The following is a 15,089-nucleotide window of genomic DNA, read 5'->3' on the forward strand; positions in this document are numbered from 1 at the left end:
GCCCAGGCACTGGCCCTGATCGAGCAAGGCCACCGCCACCTGATCCTGGACCTCGCCGCCGTCACCTTCTGCGACTCCTCCGGCTTCAACGCCCTCGTCGGCATTCTCCGCTGCGCCAAGACCGCCGACGGCACCCTGGTCCTCGCCGCCGTCCCCGACCGCCTCGAGCGGCTACTGGACCTCACCGGCCTCAGCGCCCTGCTACCCGCCCACCCCACCGCCGCCCACGCCCTCGTCGCGCACACCCCCAGCCAAAACACGGCCACCGCGTAACCCCCCGCGGCGGCCGCCAGGCAAAGTGGGGGGCCGCTGCATCTGGTATTCGAGGGGCACCCGCAGTTCGCCGCGCGTTGCCTCGAACGGCGGGTCCCTTCCCTGTGGGACCCGACAGTGACCTCGGGCCTCTCACGCAGTGCTCCGGGAAACCGCTGACGGTCGGAGACCGCCCTACCGGCTGCGCATGCCACAGCAACACCTGGCCGAACTGCTGTAGTCACCCTCTATCCCGTGTGCGCCAACGCCTGGTTGTCGACCGCTGGCATCTGGGATAGCTAGCCGCCTGGACCCTTTACGGGGTGTCGTATAAAGAGACAGAACCTAGGGGAGGGTGCAGCATGAGCGAGCAGACCCAGACGAGCGGGCGCCCGGGCGGGCAACAGCTTCGTCAGCCGGCCAGGATCACGGAGGCGACTGTCCGCCAGCCCGCGTCGGTCCGGGCGGCAAGGTAGAGCACGCGGACGCGCTGGAACTCCCGCCCCCGACTGTCCTGGCGTGCCCAGGTGACTTCGATCTCTGCGGCCCGCTCGTTGAGGGCGCGCACCATCGGGTCGAGGGCCTTGCTGCCCCCGTAGTCGGCGTCGCGCAGTCCGCGCAGTTCGTGTGCGAGTCCTTGGGAGAGCGCCTCGGCGGAGGTGAGCACGGTGTGGGCCGTCCCGGTGGTCATGCTGATCGGCACGGAGAAGTAGTCGAGGAGCGGCGTGGGGTCGGTGCTCCCCTTCGCCGCCAGCCCGATGAACGTCTCAACGTATCCGTCGAACCATGTCTGCGCTTCGTTCGCGACGGCGGCCAGATCGGTGTGCGTCATGATTTCGTGACCTCTCTTGCAGAGATTTCAGGTGTGGGTTCCTTGAAGAGGAGTGCGCTTTGCCGTCGTGTCACCGGTCGGCTGCGAGTGCCGGCCACAGCCGGTTGGTGAGCGTGTAGTGGGCCAGGTGCTTGGTGGCGAACCGCGCCTCCCAGCCGAGTCCGAGGCGGGTCTGGGGCATGGTCGCCCAGGTCGAGGCGGCGTACCTCGACCTGGTCCAGCGCGTCGAAGACTTCCACGGCCGCCTCCGGGCGGCGGACAGCGACGACGACAGTCGCCTCGGCGCCCCAGGGCGCGCATGGTCTCCAGCCCCAGTCCGGAGCTGCCGCCGGTCACGCCGGCGAGCCTTGCGGTGAGGTCGAGGCCGGCCAGGACCTCGGCCGCGGTGCTGTGCTCCCCGAAGCAGCGTAAACGGCAACGCCATAACCGGGGAGTTACCCGGTTAGCCACAACCGTAACCGGGGAACTCCCCGGTTGTCCAGATAGACTGGTCCCATGGACGAAGGAACAGCCTTGACCGGCAAGCCGAGCGTGTTGCGCGCCGATGCCCGCCGCAACCGGGAGCGCATCCTCGAAGCGGCCGTTCGCGCCTTCTCCGAGAAGGGCCCGGACGTTGCGATCGACGCGATCGCCAAGGCCGCGGGCGTCGGCTCGGCCACGCTCTACCGCCACTTCCCCACGCGCGAGGCGCTCATCGAGGCGGCCTACCGCAACGAGCTGGCCCGTGTCTGCGACAGCGCCGCGACGCTGCTCGCCGACCATGGCCCGGACCGGGCGCTCCGCCTGTGGATGGACGACTTCATCGACTACCTGGCTGCCAAGCAGGGCATGGCGGACGCGCTGCGGGCCGCAGCGGCATCCGGCGCGGACCCCTTCGCCCAGACCCTCGACAAGCTCACCACCGCGATCGGCACCCTGCTGCACGCCGGCGCCGACGCCGGTCTCCTTCGCCCGGACCTCGACCCCGTCGATATCGGCTTCAGCCTGGCCGGGATCGGGCTGATCACCAGCGCTCCCGCCCAACGCGAACGGGCCGGCCGCCTCCTCGACCTGCTCCTCGACGGCCTCCGGTACGGAACGGACGGGCCAGCATCCAGCTCGTGACCACAGCATCGGGACCGACTCCCGGTCCGCCGACACCGCCCAGAACGTCCGGCGCGCTGCGCAGCTCGGCCCACGAGCGTCGTCGAGCCCCGGGTCCGCCAGGAGTTCAGGGGTGCCGGGGGAGACGACGGAGTGGGCGGTGAGGCTGAGCAGCTGATTGGGCGGCCCGGTGGACTGCTGCCCCCAGAGCGCGTCTGGGCGGTCGGAAGAGCAGGGTGAGGCCGACGGTGTGCGCAGCGTGTATCGGAATTTACGCTGGAACCGGCGGCCGGCGCGGTGAGCGGCCCCCGGTCGTCACCCGTGGGCACCTGCCCCTCCCCCTCCGCGCAGGTGCCCACCCCAGCACTCGGCCAGCGGCCCTATCCCGCGGCTGGGGTCGGGCCCCCGCCCACCGGGGGCACGTCCTCCATGGCCGCGTCCAGACGTAGGCGCATGTACCGGATCGGGTGCCAGTAGACGCCGCCCCGGTCGACGGAGGTGTCGGCGCTGATCTCCGCGACGAACTCGGGCTGGACCAGGGTGGTGTCGAGGACGTCGCGGGGGCCCCATGCCGAGGTGAACCTCGCGCCGGTCCAGGGATGGCCAGTGCTGGCGGGGGTCAGGTGCTCGGCGAGCTGGCGGGCGGCATCGGGGCGCAGGAGGACGGTGCGGCCGATAGGGTGAAGGCGGCCGGTCGGGTGGTGGCGGCCGAGGATGACCGAGTTGGGGGCGTGTGAGGGTGCCGGTAATGGCGCCGTTGATCGCTTCGGTGGTGTCCCGGCGGCGGATCTTGGTCCAGGCTCGGTCGCGGGCTCCGGGCCGGTAGCGCTGGTTGAGGGCTTTGACGACCAGGCCCTCGACGCCGGAGACGTCCGTCCAGTCCTCCAGCCAATCCCTGGCCTTGTCCGGGTCGGGTCATCGGGCACGTGGCCGGTGTCGTCCGGCTGGCCCCGCTGGCAGGTGAAACGACGATGTACTTCGTGAACCGGCTGGCCGCTCGCTACAACGTCTTCCGTGACGGGCTTGTGTCTGCGATGGCGGGCCCTGGCGTGCGTGGTGTCTGGGGAAAGGGCAGCCCTCTGAAAATCACTGCTCCGTCACACCAGACCCTGACGGGGCCGCCGAGTCGCGTCGACCACCAGCAGGCCCTCACCCGCTCGCTCAAGCCTCAGCTCAGCCAAGACCCGGTCGTAGCGTCCCGCCTCGACCCGGTTCCGAGACGGCCGCGCTGCCTCCAGCACCCGCCCCACTTGCAAAACCCGACGCGCCACACGATGGAGCGTTCCCGGGGACGGCGCACTCCCCGGCGAGGGCGAACCATCAGCCGTCAGCCGCCGCTGCAGCGCCGCGATGTTCCCGCCCACCTCGGACAGGACCGACCACTGCTCGTCATTCAGGTTGAACCCGTCCTGCCGCGGCACCGGCTTCAGACGGCCCTCACGCGCCTCCGCCACTGGTGGTGACGGTCCTCAGCCCGTCGGCGACGCCGGCGGTCAGCTGTGTCGGGCGGCAAAGGCCGCGGTGGAGGTGTCGTCCAGGTCCACGCAGCATCCGTAGCGCCAGTAGACGTAGTAGTGCGGGCTCGCGAGTTGACGCCGGCAGGTGGCACACACGACTTGCTGGTGGGGATTGGCGCGGATGACGGCCGTGTCCTTCAGGTTGAAGACCGCTCGGGCGGCGTCCAATCCGTGCTCTTCGATTCCCTGCTTCACGAATTCGAACGCGCCGTACGGGTGTCCGTTGGGGCACTTGATCCGGTTGGAGTAGGCCGAGCCGCTCGCCTCGGTTCCGAGTGCGGTTCCGATCCGGGCCATTTCCTCGTCCGACACCGGCTCGAGCCCCATGTGCTTCATCCGCTGAGGAGTCCAGTACCACGCGTTGACGGCCGAGAACTGAGAAGGGGTCAGGTAGAAGGTGGCGGTCCTGCCGCTCTTCACGGTTGCCTTCACGACGTCGACGACAACGCTGTCCTCGGCCGTCATGACGGCCCTGCCGCCGCTCACGACCGAATCGATAGCGGCAAGCGAGGACTTGTCCATGGGTGCATCACTCCGAAGCAAGCAGCGGCGGGTTGGAACACGCGGCAGAGGCCCTTCACTCTATGGCCACGTCTACCGCATAGAACCGGACGCCATTTTGCTCGTGCGGTCAATGCAGAGAAGCCATGGCGGCCAGATCGATGACGAGCGCCCCCCGTCCATGAGGGCCCGCTGCTCCGAAGAGGCCACCGGGCGTAGGGCGACAAAGGTCTCTGGATGCGTCACCATCCACCCCACCCCCACCCCGCCCACACCGGTCCAGCCAGCCGGCGACGTAGCGCCACGGTGCTGCCTCTGGTTCCCCTGCCCGAATCCCCGGCCCCGGCGCCTACCCCCGGCACGGCAGGGCACGGTCCCCGGCCCGGCCGCTCAACCCAGGCGGCACAGAAGCCGACAAGCGAGGCCAGGCATGCGCGTCCGGCGCCGCGCCGGGCGGGCAGGCCGAACCCTGTGCGGCACCGGACCGCTTCACCCCGGGGCCCAGCTTTGCGCCCGGTCTCCGCGGCAGTGACGCCCGTGCGAGGAGCGCAGGCCTGGTCGATGACGCGCAGCCCCTCCCAATGGGCTGCTTCCAGGACAGCAGTCAGCGGCGCTCCGCGTGGACCGAAAATCGAGGATCTGATCAGTTCTGATCATTTCGTATGTTCGGCTTGGTGCTTTATCGGCTCGGCTTGCCGCACCTGCCGGTTTCTCGCGTTGACCAGCATCCGGACGCCTCTGGACCGATTAGTGTCTCGAATTCGGAGGCCCCTGCCCGGCCGTCAACCAAGAACAGGGGCTCTCCTCTCACCGTCTCGAACAAGGGAGCGTAATGTCCGTTATCCGAGGGTCTGCCGAGCACGTCATGGCCCTGAGCAGCGGTTTCGACCGTAGCATGCCCACTCAAGGGGTGGCCCAGTCCTCCGGGGCCATCGACAAATGTGTCAACGTGCAGTTGATGCCGTTCCTGGCGGTGCCCTTCATCGGCGTGATTCTTGCTTCTCGCCCCCGGGCAAGCTCCGGCCCTGCTCGTGATCCTGCCCTTTCTGCTGACTTATGCGCGGCGTTCTTCCTGGTCAGCTCGGCGCATTCAGCTCTGGACCACTTCGAGCCGCGCTGGGGCAATCGCACCCTGAAGCTGGCGGCAGGCTCGCTCGTCACGGCTCCGCTGTGACGAGTGGGCCGTTTCTTCCTCCCCCAAGGCCCCAGTGGCTTGAGGGAATACCGCAGAGAAACCGGGTGGCGCGACTCACAGTTCGCCACCCCCGGTATGTCCGTTAGGAAACGTATGCCTCAGAAGGCTGCATCGAAGATCATCTGCGCCCACTGCAGAAGCGAGTTCGTCCGTCCGAAGCCGACAGGACGGCCACCGGATTACTGCGGCGCGGAGTGCCGCACCGCCGCCTACCGGGCACGGCAGAAGACGGTGCTCTGCTACTCCCGGAAACATGACGAGGACGTAGTGCGGATTGCCAGGTCGATGTTGAACAGGTCGAATGCCGCCCTGCAGCACAGTCAGTCACCCGAGCCTGCGCGTCCCCTGGATCTGGTCGTGGAGGTCCTGCGGATCGAACGCGACCTGGCTGACCTCAAGGCGGTAGCTGTCCGCCAAGCAGCCGAGTACGGGGCGGCGTGGACAGATATCGGCCAGATGCTGTCGGTGTCCACCTCGACAGCACGGGCCAAGTTCAACGACGAGGAGGTCGCCAAGGTCCTGCGCTGGCGCGCCGAGCGCGGCTCGGCACCGGGGCCCCGGCCGGCGCAGCCGCGTGCCCCGCGCCCGACCTCTTCTCCCGACGCAGTGATAGGCGGCGGGCCCGCCGGCCCTGCCCTACCTGGAGACCCCGCGTACCAACTCACCAGAGCCCTCTCGCACCTGCACCGTGCTTCCGGACACACCCAGCGGTGGCTGGCTCGAGAGGTCGGCGTATCGCCGTCCCTGCTCTCTCTGATCTTGCTCGGCAAGCGAAATCCGAAGTGGAGAGTGGTCAAGGCGATCGCCGAACTGTGCAGGGCCGACCCGGCCGATCTCCGGCCTCTGTGGGAGAAGGCTCTGGGTATCAAGCCCGTGGCCATGCCAGGCCCGGAGGACTTTCTGCAGGCTGCGTCCTCGCTGCAGGCCGCGCTGCGCGGCATGTGGATCGCGGCTGCCTCACCCGCGCCGGACGACATCTGCCTCCAGCACCCACTCCTCACTCCACGTCGCGTGGCGCGCGCACTGGTGACCGACAGGCCGGAGCAGAACCTTGCCGACTGGCCGTTCGTCGCTGCCCTGGCGACAGCTCTACGCGGACAACCCGAGGATGTCCGATCCCTTTGGCAGCGGATGCAAGTTGCCTCCGCCCTCATCCCCGCGGCAGACGCCTGGCCGTCACGGGATGCCGGACCCGGCCCGTGTGGGACCGCCCCGCCGGCCCACGAGGCCACCAGCGTGCACGGCGAGCAGCCCTTTCCCAGCCGCCCGGCGGCTGTCCGCCAGCTGCGCGGAAGAAGTGCCTCGTGGTTGTCCCGCCCGATCCGGGGAGGACGGGACACCGATGCAGTTCTGCGGCGTCTGGACATCCTGAACGTTCTGGCGAGCGCGAACACGGCGGTGAGTCTGTCCGCCCTCGCCCGTAGCAGTGGTCTCCCGTCCCTCCAGGCCGCCGAGGTCGTGTCGTGGCTTCGCGCACACCACTTCGTCACCACCGGCAAAGATGGTGGTCATGCGGCCGGCCCGGTCCTCCAGGCCCTCGCCGCAGGCCACGACGTGGTACAGGAGCTCCTCGACGAACTCAGCCAGCAGGCTAGGGGCGCGATCTACATCGGCGCGTACGTCGACGGCGACATTCAGGTCTCCCACGAAGCCGCCCAGCCCGGCATCCCGACCGTCTACGAGCACGTCGACTTCCGCGAGTCTGCGCACGCCAGCGCCCTGGGCAAGGCGAATCTCGCGCAACTCGGCCGCGATGCCCGTCTCGACCACCTGTCCCGCTATCAGCCCAAGAAGCTGACCGGTCAAACGATCACCGATCCGGACGAGCTTTTCCGTTCGTTCGATCTTTCTCCGCTCCAGTACGACCTGAGTGAGTACTCCGATCGGGAGGTCTGCGCGGCCAGTCCCCTGATCCTCCCCGGTCGGCCTTCCTGCATTGCTGTAGCCGTGCCCGCCGCCGAACGACGGCGCCTCAACCACGCAGCTGCCGCGATCAAAGCCCGCTCCACCGCCATGGCACTGTCCCTCAGGTGCGCCCTCGACACCGACGCCCAACTCCCCCAAAAGCTCAACGAACCGGCACCGCCCGCGCATACTCGGCATGACCTAGGTCAACCGGCGTTCGCGGCAGGAGCGATGCCCCCGGCCGCGCGCGGCCCTAAGCATCATCCCGCGGCGTAATAGGCAGCAGGCACAACAACACCCCGGATCCGGGCTGATCCGGGGTGCTGTTCGCTGTTCAGGCTTCGACGTACGCCACGATCGTGATCGTCTCGAGCGCGGTCACGTAGTAGATGACCCGGACTCCGTCGATCTCGTCCGCATAATCGCGCAGCAGGGTACCGGGCACTTGGATGCCGAGTTCGGGGTTGACGCTGATGGCGACGATCGCGCGGTCCAGGCGGTGCGTCTCGTTCGCGGTCAGTTTCGTCAGCTGAGTGAGGGCCGGCTCCACCATGACGACGCGCGAGCGGCGTCCGGAAGGGTCAGGCGACACGAGGCTGCTCGTCGGCGAGGCGGGCCAGGTGGGCGTCGCGGGCAGTCTCCCACAGGACGCCGGTCTCCGGGGCGGGGTAGCCGCTGGTGGCGATGTCCTCGAGCACCGAGGCGAGGACGTCGACCTTCGCCCGCTGCTCGGCCGCGTAGGCGAGAACGGACGCGGCGGCGTGCTCGTCGAGGGGTTGCCGTTCGGGCACGGGCGCGGTGGCCGGCTGCTGGCTCATCCGGTACTCCTGGGCTGTCATCTGGCGTGGTGTCACCACGGTATCGCCCAGCCCGCAGACCGGGATCCGCTCCGGCGAAACCGAAAACCAACAGGGCGGACGCTGTCGTGAGTGGTGTTACCTGTCCTGCGCAGTCAGGAGCAGGACCAGGGCCTTGGAGTAGGTGATGCCGAGCGCGGCGGCCACCGCGTCGGCAGACATTTCGTCGTCGCACAGCGTGCCGGCGGCCCCCCGGCCCACCCCGGCTGCGATCCGCTCCAATAGCCCGGCGGCGCGCAGCGCGGCCAACGGCCCGTCCGCCGCCGTGGCAGTCAGCTGCTCCGCCATCTCGACCAGGAGCGCCGCCAGCCGTTCGGGCAGCGGCACGGCCGCCTCGCGGACGTCGCGCCCTCGGCCCCGGCGGTCTTCCTGCGCCGGGCCGACCTGGACCCGGACGACGTCCGCCTGGACGACACGCTGCTCACCGAGTGGCGCGGCGGCGGACCGGCCGTGTGGAAAGCCCGGCCACCGGCGCCTGAGCGCAGCAGTGCGGGCCGCCGCCGGGCGGGGGTGGCCGTCCGCTCTGCTGCGGCGGTCAGACGGTGGGCCAGTGAGGGTGCCGCGTGTCGGCGGGCCGGGGCGGCGGGCGTGGTTGGAGGCGAGCAGGTCCCCTGCTGCAGCACGGCGGCCGCCCCGGCACAGGCCGGATACCCAAAGTCGGTCACCTCACCCGGTCTCCGCTTCGTGCGCGTCTGCGGTGTGCAGCCTGCAGCCGAAGCACTGCATGCCGGTGGACCCACCCCGTGACGGGGTGGGTCCACCGGCATGCAGTGCTTCGGCTGCCTACTACCAGCGGTACCAGCGGCCGCTGCTGTTCTTCGGGCGGGCCACGAACCCGATCAGCCACAGCACCAGGACGGCGAGCGCGATCCACCAGAGGATCTTCACCGCAAAACCGGCACCGAACAGGACCAATATGAGCAGGAGAACAAGAAGCAGGGGAACCATAGTTATCAACCTCCGAAGCACCGGGTGCCCGACCGGCCGACACCCATGCGCATGATCCTTATTTGTTTCTTATCCGCCCAGGCGGGCAAACGCGCGCGCCCGGCTCCTCCCTCGTCACTTTGCCGCCTCGATCCGGCACACCTCAGGCGCCCCCCGATGGGCCGCCTGTCGGGGCCAGCGGGTGGGATCCGACATCGGCGGACCGATGCGGGGGTTTGGACCTCGGGATCGTGAGCAGGCGAGTCGTCACGACCAACCCGGTACTACACGAGGAGGTCCCCATGTCGGGCACCGAGAAGACCAAGGCGCAGGCCGAGCAGGCCAAGGGCAAGGTCAAGGAGGCCATGGGTCGCATGGCCGACAACGAGCGGATGACCGCCGACGGACACGCCGACCAGGCCAAGGGCAACGCCCGTCAGGCCAAGGAAGACGTCAAGGACACCTTCCGCCGCCACTGAACCACATCCTGCCGCTGCCCTGACCCGCGGCACCCGCTGGGCCCCGACCAACGCCCCCTGGTCGGGGCTCAGCCACGCACCGGACCAGACACCCGAGCACCAGCCGGGGCCGGAGTCGGGCGGAACGGGCATCCGACCCTCTCGACCTCGCCAACAGCGCCATCGCCCTGCCGGGCGGACGGATCGGGTGTCGCTGTTGCTACTGATCTGGCCCGCCCATCGGGAGTGGCGCCATCGCCGTTGCTGGTCGAGGAGCCGCTCGCGACCTCGCCGCCCCCGCGCGGGCCGCTCGCGCCAGGGCCCCCAGTCCGGTGGCTGGCGGAAGGTTGCACATGGTCCGGGTGCGCATGGCGAGGCCAGGCAACCGCCTCATCACGCTTGAGGTCGGCTCAAGCCGGAGCCCCGCACTGCCGCCAACCGCCATGCCTCTCCCCAAGGGGCGAGCGAGGATCCTGCTGGAGGGCCGGGCTGCCGAGCAAGGTGGTGGAGTTCGTCGCCGTGTGGCAGTTGCGGGTGCCCACTAGCGCGTGTCTCTTTGACCAGCTGCCGGCACAAGGACGAGAACAAAAGGAAGCGTGGCACTCGCACCACTCGAAGTAGGATGCCGGCTGCGGATCTGGCAGGGCGTCCGCTGGAAGGGGGGACGCGTGGACCAGTCGAATGGCTCGCAACTGGAGCCAGTCTGGTTGGTGGCCGCGAACGTCGTGGCATGGCGCCGATGCGGGGTTGGAGGCCAGGAGCTGCGCCCCGGGACAAAGTGCTTCAAGGGCGGAGCGAAGGTGTACGTCGCGGACGCGTACTGGGGTCCGGGGGGTGATCGGATCACGTCCGTGGGGCGCGAGCGGCACACCGGGCGGTGGATCGTCATCGACATGGCGACGCGCCACCTCCACAGCTTCCGGCCGAAGCTCGTCCACACGCCGCGGGTCTTGGAGCGACTGAAAGAGGCCCGACGTGCACGTGGGTTCATCTCAGCGGATTACGCAGCGGACATCTCCGTGACGCTGGAGCAGTACGCGTGCCAGTACCGAGCCAAGACGGCGCCGTTCGCTCCTCACCCGGACCGATGCCTATGTCACGCCTGCCTCACTGGTGAATCCGGCTGACGCGGGATACTTCGCTCGGGCTGCGTTCCGTTGCTGTAGTCAGCGTCGTGCCCAGATGAGGATGCCCGCGAGATGTAGTGCAGCTTGGTAGGCGATGGCCAGCTTGTCCGTCCGCATAGCCAGGCCGCGCCAATGCTTGAGCCGATTGATGCACCGTTCGACTGCATTGCGTTGCTTGTATGCCTCTGCGTCAAAAGTGGGCGGACGGCCGCCGGCGCGGCCGCGCCGCAGACGATGGCCGATCTGGTCGGACGGCTGGGGAATGACCGCGCGGATCCCGCGCCGGCGGAGGTGGCTCCGGATCGCACATGACGGGTAGGCTCGATCGGCCAGGACGGCCTCCGGCCGGGTCCTCGGTCTTCCGGGTCCGCTTCGCGGAACACGGAGGCCTGCCATGACGGCTTCGAAAGCCGGTGCGTCGCCCGCCTGGCCTGCAGTGACGCGAAGGACCAGAGGCCGTGCACGGCTGTCGCTTACGAGATGGACCTTCGTGCTCAAGCCGCCGCGGGAGCGTCCGAGCGCAAGGTCGGCGGCTTCGGCCCGGGTCGGAGCCCCTTTTCCCTGGCTCCGGCGGCGTGCTGGTGAGCCCGGCAGACGATGGAGTCCACCGACACGGTCCCGCCGATGTCGTCATCAGAGTCGGCCGCTGCCAGGACCGCGGCGAGGATTCGTTCCCAGGTGCCGTCCACGGCCCATCGGATCAGCCGCTTGTGGGCGGTCTGGAACGAGCGAGCTCGTCCGGCAAGTCCCGCCAGGGTGAGCAGGTTCGGTACTTCCAAGCGATGGCCTCCAAGGTTCGGCGGTGATCGGCCCACCGACGGCCACGGACCGGATCGGCCGGCATCAAAGGCTCGATCCGGTCCCACATCGCATCAGTGATCACTAACCGGACAGACACATCCGATCAACTGACCAACCCATCAAAGAGACACGCTCTTGAGTCTTTCGTTAGTCCTGTGGGTGTGGCGGGCTTGTTGGTGGGACCCTGGGCTCGTGTCTTTCAAGCCTTCGTCTGTCGGTTCCGGGCCTGCCGTTCCTCCTTTGACGCGGCCGCAGTTGGCCGAGGCCCGGCCTGTGCGGGCGGCCGAGTTGTTCGAGCAGGGACGCTCGAGTGTCGAGATCGCACGGATGCTGGGGGTCAGTGACGAGAGCGTGCGGCGGTGGAAACGGGTGTGGGAGGAGGGCGGCACTGATGCTTTGCGGCGGCGCCCGGCCACCGGTCGTCCGCCCAAGCTGAACGACGACCAGGTCGAGCAGGTGCGGACCGCGCTGGACCAGGGTGCCCAGGCGCACGGGTTCGAAGCTGATCTGTGGACGCTGGAGCGGGTCGGTCTGGTGGTCGAGCGAGTGGCAGGGGTGTCGTTGTCGCGGGCGTCGGTGTGGCGTCTGCTGACCGGCCGGCTGGGGTGGAGTCTGCAGCGGCCTGAACGTCGGGCGGTGGAGCGGGACGAATCCGAGATCGCCCGCTGGATCGCGCACGAGTGGCCGCGCATCAAAAAGGGGCGGTGAACACGCGTGCCTGGATCGTCTTCCTCGACGAATCAGGCGTCTCACTGCTGCCCCAGGTCCGCCGCACCTACGCGCCCCGCGGCCGTACTCCGCTCCTGCGGCATCGGCTGAACTGGAAGCGCGCCTCCATGGCTGCGGCTCTCGGTTACCACGCCGCCGACCCCGGCCGCGGGCCCCGTCTGTGTTTCCACCTCAAGCCCGGCAGCTACGACACCACCGCTCTGATCGAGGTCCTGGAACAGCTCAAGGTGTTCTACCGCGGCGAGCGGGTGGTGCTGGTCTGGGACGGCCTGTCCGCCCACTGGAGCCGGGCCATGCGTTCCTGGGTCGCCGAACAGGACTGGCTCACCCTCGAACGATTACCCGCCTACGCTCCCGAGCTGAACCCGGTGGAACTGCTGTGGTCCTCGCTCAAGAAGCGTGAACTCGCCAACCTCGCCTGCGACCACCTCGCCGATGTCGCCGACGCCACCGAACAAGGCATCCACCGCATCAACGCCAACCCCCGACTGCCATGGTCATTCCTCGCCCATACCGGCCTGACCATCCGCCCACCACACCCACCGAACTTACGAAAAGATCAGTATTTTGAGTCTTTCGTTAGTCCTGTGGGTGTGGCGGGCTTGTTGGTGGGACCCTGGGCTCGTGTCTTTCAAGCCTTCGTCTGTCGGTTCCGGGCCTGCCGTTCCTCCTTTGACGCGGCCGCAGTTGGCCGAGGCCCGGCCTGTGCGGGCGGCCGAGTTGTTCGAGCAGGGACGCTCGAGTGTCGAGATCGCACGGATGCTGGGGGTCAGTGACGAGAGCGTGCGGCGGTGGAAACGGGTGTGGGAGGAGGGCGGCACTGATGCTTTGCGGCGGCGCCCGGCCACCGGTCGTCCGCCCAAGCTGAACGACGACCAGGTCGAGCAGGTGCGGACCGCGCTGGACCAGGGTGCCCAGGCGCACGGGTTCGAAGCTGATCTGTGGACGCTGGAGCGGGTCGGTCTGGTGGTCGAGCGAGTGGCAGGGGTGTCGTTGTCGCGGGCGTCGGTGTGGCGTCTGCTGACCGGCCGGCTGGGGTGGAGTCTGCAGCGGCCTGAACGTCGGGCGGTGGAGCGGGACGAATCCGAGATCGCCCGCTGGATCGCGCACGAGTGGCCGCGCATCAAAAAGGGGCGGTGAACACGCGTGCCTGGATCGTCTTCCTCGACGAATCAGGCGTCTCACTGCTGCCCCAGGTCCGCCGCACCTACGCGCCCCGCGGCCGTACTCCGCTCCTGCGGCATCGGCTGAACTGGAAGCGCGCCTCCATGGCTGCGGCTCTCGGTTACCACGCCGCCGACCCCGGCCGCGGGCCCCGTCTGTGTTTCCACCTCAAGCCCGGCAGCTACGACACCACCGCTCTGATCGAGGTCCTGGAACAGCTCAAGGTGTTCTACCGCGGCGAGCGGGTGGTGCTGGTCTGGGACGGCCTGTCCGCCCACTGGAGCCGGGCCATGCGTTCCTGGGTCGCCGAACAGGACTGGCTCACCCTCGAACGATTACCCGCCTACGCTCCCGAGCTGAACCCGGTGGAACTGCTGTGGTCCTCGCTCAAGAAGCGTGAACTCGCCAACCTCGCCTGCGACCACCTCGCCGATGTCGCCGACGCCACCGAACAAGGCATCCACCGCATCAACGCCAACCCCCGACTGCCATGGTCATTCCTCGCCCATACCGGCCTGACCATCCGCCCACCACACCCACCGAACTTACGAAAAGATCAGTAGTAGTGCTTTGTTAGCTGGTGTCGTGGGGCTGTCTGGTGGTTTGTCGGCAGGTGGGGCAGGTGCCGGTCCAGGTGGCGAGTAGGTGTTGGAGGAGGTCCAGGGCCTGGTAGAGGGTCAGGCCCTGGCAGAGGCTTTTGGGGCCCTCCGCCGTTCGGTCAGGAACAGGTGGGCGGCGGTGACGAGGGTGACGTGGCGGTGCCAGCCGGTGTAGGAACGGCCCTCGAAGTGGTCCAGCCCCAAGACGGTCTTCAGTTCGCGGTAGTCGTGCTCGATCCTCCAGCGGGTCTTCGCGAGGCGGACGAGGTCTTTGGCGGGAATGTCGGCGGGCAGGTTCGAGATCCAGTACTTCACCGGCTCCGCTTCACCGTCGGGCCATTGGGCGATCAGCCAGGTGAGGGGGATGGTGCCGTCGGCGGCGGGTTTGGGCCGGCGGCCTGCGAGGCGGACTGGCAGGAGCACGAAGTGCGAGCTCATCGCCGCTTTCGAGCCCTTGCGCCAGGTCAGCGTGCGTCCCTCCTGGCGGCCGGCGGCCAGCACGTGGTCGCGTAAGGAGACCGGCCGGGTGCGGTAACGCGGCAACGGCCTGGGCCCCAGCCCGCCGTATGCGCTCTGCTGTGGTTCAACCTCGCGGCGTGGACGCTGACGCCGATCTGGCAGTTGCCGACCTTGCCCAAGGTGCCCGAGTACTGCCGGGCCACCCCGGGCGAGGCAGTGCCGTCCTTGGGAAACCCGGTGTCGTCCACCACCCAGACCTCGGGCCGCACCGCGGCCACGGCCCGCCATGCGAGCCGGGCCCGCACCTGATCGACCGGCCAGGTCGAAGACTTCATGAACTGCTGCAGCTGCTGGTGATCGATACCCAGCCGTTCGGCCATCGGCTGCATCGACTTCCGTCGGCCGTCCAGCAGCAGCCCCCGCACATACAACAGGCCCTTCTCACGCTGGTCCCGCCGCACCAACGGCGCGAACACCTCCGAGACGAACTCGTCCAACCGGCCCCGAACCGCAACAAGCTCCCCAGCCCTCATGCAACCAGCGAACTACCGCACACAGGACATGACAAGACCAGCTAACAAAGCACTACTAGTACTGCAACGGTCTTTGGGCTGACTGGTTGGCTGCTTCTGGTGGTGTGTGTCCGCGTCGTTTGTAGTGGCTGATTCGGGCCTGGAACTGGC

General features: G+C 68.5%; 16 protein-coding genes and 2 pseudogenes. 9 read left to right on the top strand and 9 right to left on the bottom strand.

The window, feature by feature from the left end; genetic code table 11:
- Positions 1-273 (top strand): STAS domain-containing protein (locus tag ACZ3X1_RS37085; RefSeq protein ID WP_467283951.1); only part of this gene is annotated, 273 nt, incomplete at its 5' end.
- A 391-nt stretch (positions 274-664) separates the two neighbouring features.
- Here ACZ3X1_RS37085 and ACZ3X1_RS37090 read toward each other — a convergent pair.
- Positions 665-1,084: a DUF6841 family protein gene (locus ACZ3X1_RS37090; protein WP_390079070.1), complete on the bottom strand. Its 420-nt coding sequence runs from the start codon at positions 1,082-1,084 to the stop codon at positions 665-667.
- A gap of 495 nt (positions 1,085-1,579) precedes the next feature.
- Here ACZ3X1_RS37090 and ACZ3X1_RS37095 point away from each other — a divergent pair, with 495 nt between their 5' ends.
- Complete coding sequence (locus tag ACZ3X1_RS37095) at positions 1,580-2,188, top strand: TetR/AcrR family transcriptional regulator (protein WP_467283953.1); 609 nt, start codon at positions 1,580-1,582, stop codon at positions 2,186-2,188.
- Positions 2,189-3,264: 1,076 nt separating this feature from the next.
- Here the strand turns inward: ACZ3X1_RS37095 and ACZ3X1_RS37100 are convergent.
- A complete protein-coding gene (locus ACZ3X1_RS37100; protein WP_467283956.1) occupies positions 3,265-3,621 on the bottom strand; it encodes a hypothetical protein in 357 nt (118 codons plus the stop codon).
- Between the two features lie 39 nt (positions 3,622-3,660).
- Positions 3,661-4,206 carry a hypothetical protein gene (locus ACZ3X1_RS37105; RefSeq protein ID WP_390077565.1) on the bottom strand — a complete coding sequence of 182 codons (546 nt, stop codon included), beginning with the start codon at positions 4,204-4,206 and terminating at the stop codon, positions 3,661-3,663.
- 844 nt (positions 4,207-5,050) lie between these two features.
- On the opposite strand from ACZ3X1_RS37105, the gene ACZ3X1_RS37110 reads away from it, so the two are divergent.
- Positions 5,051-5,359 carry a hypothetical protein gene (locus ACZ3X1_RS37110; RefSeq protein WP_467283958.1) on the top strand — a complete coding sequence of 103 codons (309 nt, stop codon included), beginning with the start codon at positions 5,051-5,053 and terminating at the stop codon, positions 5,357-5,359.
- A gap of 114 nt (positions 5,360-5,473) precedes the next feature.
- The gene (locus ACZ3X1_RS37115) at positions 5,474-7,561 is read left to right on the top strand and encodes a helix-turn-helix domain-containing protein (RefSeq protein ID WP_467283960.1); all 2,088 of its coding nucleotides are present in this window, start codon (positions 5,474-5,476) and stop codon (positions 7,559-7,561) included.
- 58 nt (positions 7,562-7,619) lie between these two features.
- On the opposite strand, the gene ACZ3X1_RS37120 is transcribed toward ACZ3X1_RS37115, so the two are convergent.
- The 4 genes from ACZ3X1_RS37120 to ACZ3X1_RS37135 all read right to left on the bottom strand — a co-directional run bounded on the left by ACZ3X1_RS37120 (position 7,620) and on the right by ACZ3X1_RS37135 (position 9,090).
- Positions 7,620-7,877: a hypothetical protein gene (locus tag ACZ3X1_RS37120; RefSeq protein WP_467283962.1), complete on the bottom strand. Its 258-nt coding sequence runs from the start codon at positions 7,875-7,877 to the stop codon at positions 7,620-7,622.
- Complete coding sequence (locus ACZ3X1_RS37125) at positions 7,867-8,103, bottom strand: hypothetical protein (RefSeq protein WP_467283964.1); 237 nt, start codon at positions 8,101-8,103, stop codon at positions 7,867-7,869. The genes ACZ3X1_RS37120 and ACZ3X1_RS37125 overlap by 11 nt, the downstream gene beginning before the upstream one ends.
- A 117-nt stretch (positions 8,104-8,220) precedes the next feature.
- Positions 8,221-8,469 carry a hypothetical protein gene (locus ACZ3X1_RS37130; RefSeq protein WP_467283966.1) on the bottom strand — a complete coding sequence of 83 codons (249 nt, stop codon included), beginning with the start codon at positions 8,467-8,469 and terminating at the stop codon, positions 8,221-8,223.
- 459 nt (positions 8,470-8,928) lie between these two features.
- Positions 8,929-9,090, bottom strand: coding sequence for a hydrophobic protein (locus ACZ3X1_RS37135; protein WP_467283969.1), 162 nt, complete (start codon positions 9,088-9,090; stop codon positions 8,929-8,931).
- 281 nt (positions 9,091-9,371) lie between these two features.
- Between ACZ3X1_RS37135 and ACZ3X1_RS37140 the strand changes: the two genes are divergently transcribed.
- Complete coding sequence (locus ACZ3X1_RS37140) at positions 9,372-9,548, top strand: CsbD family protein (protein ID WP_467283971.1); 177 nt, start codon at positions 9,372-9,374, stop codon at positions 9,546-9,548.
- Positions 9,549-10,693: 1,145 nt separating this feature from the next.
- Here the strand turns inward: ACZ3X1_RS37140 and ACZ3X1_RS37145 are convergent.
- Positions 10,694-11,522, bottom strand: a pseudogene (locus ACZ3X1_RS37145) (IS5 family transposase).
- A 125-nt stretch (positions 11,523-11,647) separates the two neighbouring features.
- Between ACZ3X1_RS37145 and ACZ3X1_RS37150 the strand changes: the two are divergent.
- The 4 genes from ACZ3X1_RS37150 to ACZ3X1_RS37165 are packed head-to-tail and all read left to right on the top strand — an operon-like array spanning position 11,648 to position 13,911.
- Entirely contained in the window at positions 11,648-12,163 is a 516-nt protein-coding gene (locus ACZ3X1_RS37150; protein ID WP_467283973.1) for a winged helix-turn-helix domain-containing protein, read from the top strand.
- Positions 12,160-12,960: an IS630 family transposase gene (locus tag ACZ3X1_RS37155; protein ID WP_467283975.1), complete on the top strand. Its 801-nt coding sequence runs from the start codon at positions 12,160-12,162 to the stop codon at positions 12,958-12,960. The genes ACZ3X1_RS37150 and ACZ3X1_RS37155 overlap by 4 nt, the downstream gene beginning before the upstream one ends.
- Positions 12,944-13,324: a winged helix-turn-helix domain-containing protein gene (locus ACZ3X1_RS37160; RefSeq protein WP_467283977.1), complete on the top strand. Its 381-nt coding sequence runs from the start codon at positions 12,944-12,946 to the stop codon at positions 13,322-13,324. The genes ACZ3X1_RS37155 and ACZ3X1_RS37160 overlap by 17 nt, the downstream gene beginning before the upstream one ends.
- Complete coding sequence (locus ACZ3X1_RS37165; protein ID WP_467283979.1) at positions 13,321-13,911, top strand: IS630 family transposase; 591 nt, start codon at positions 13,321-13,323, stop codon at positions 13,909-13,911. The genes ACZ3X1_RS37160 and ACZ3X1_RS37165 overlap by 4 nt, the downstream gene beginning before the upstream one ends.
- A 114-nt stretch (positions 13,912-14,025) precedes the next feature.
- Here the strand turns inward: ACZ3X1_RS37165 and ACZ3X1_RS37170 are convergent.
- Positions 14,026-14,939, bottom strand: a pseudogene (locus tag ACZ3X1_RS37170) (IS701 family transposase).
- Positions 14,940-15,089: the final 150 nt, after the last annotated feature.

The organism is Streptomyces sp. NPDC023541, assembly GCF_055559995.1.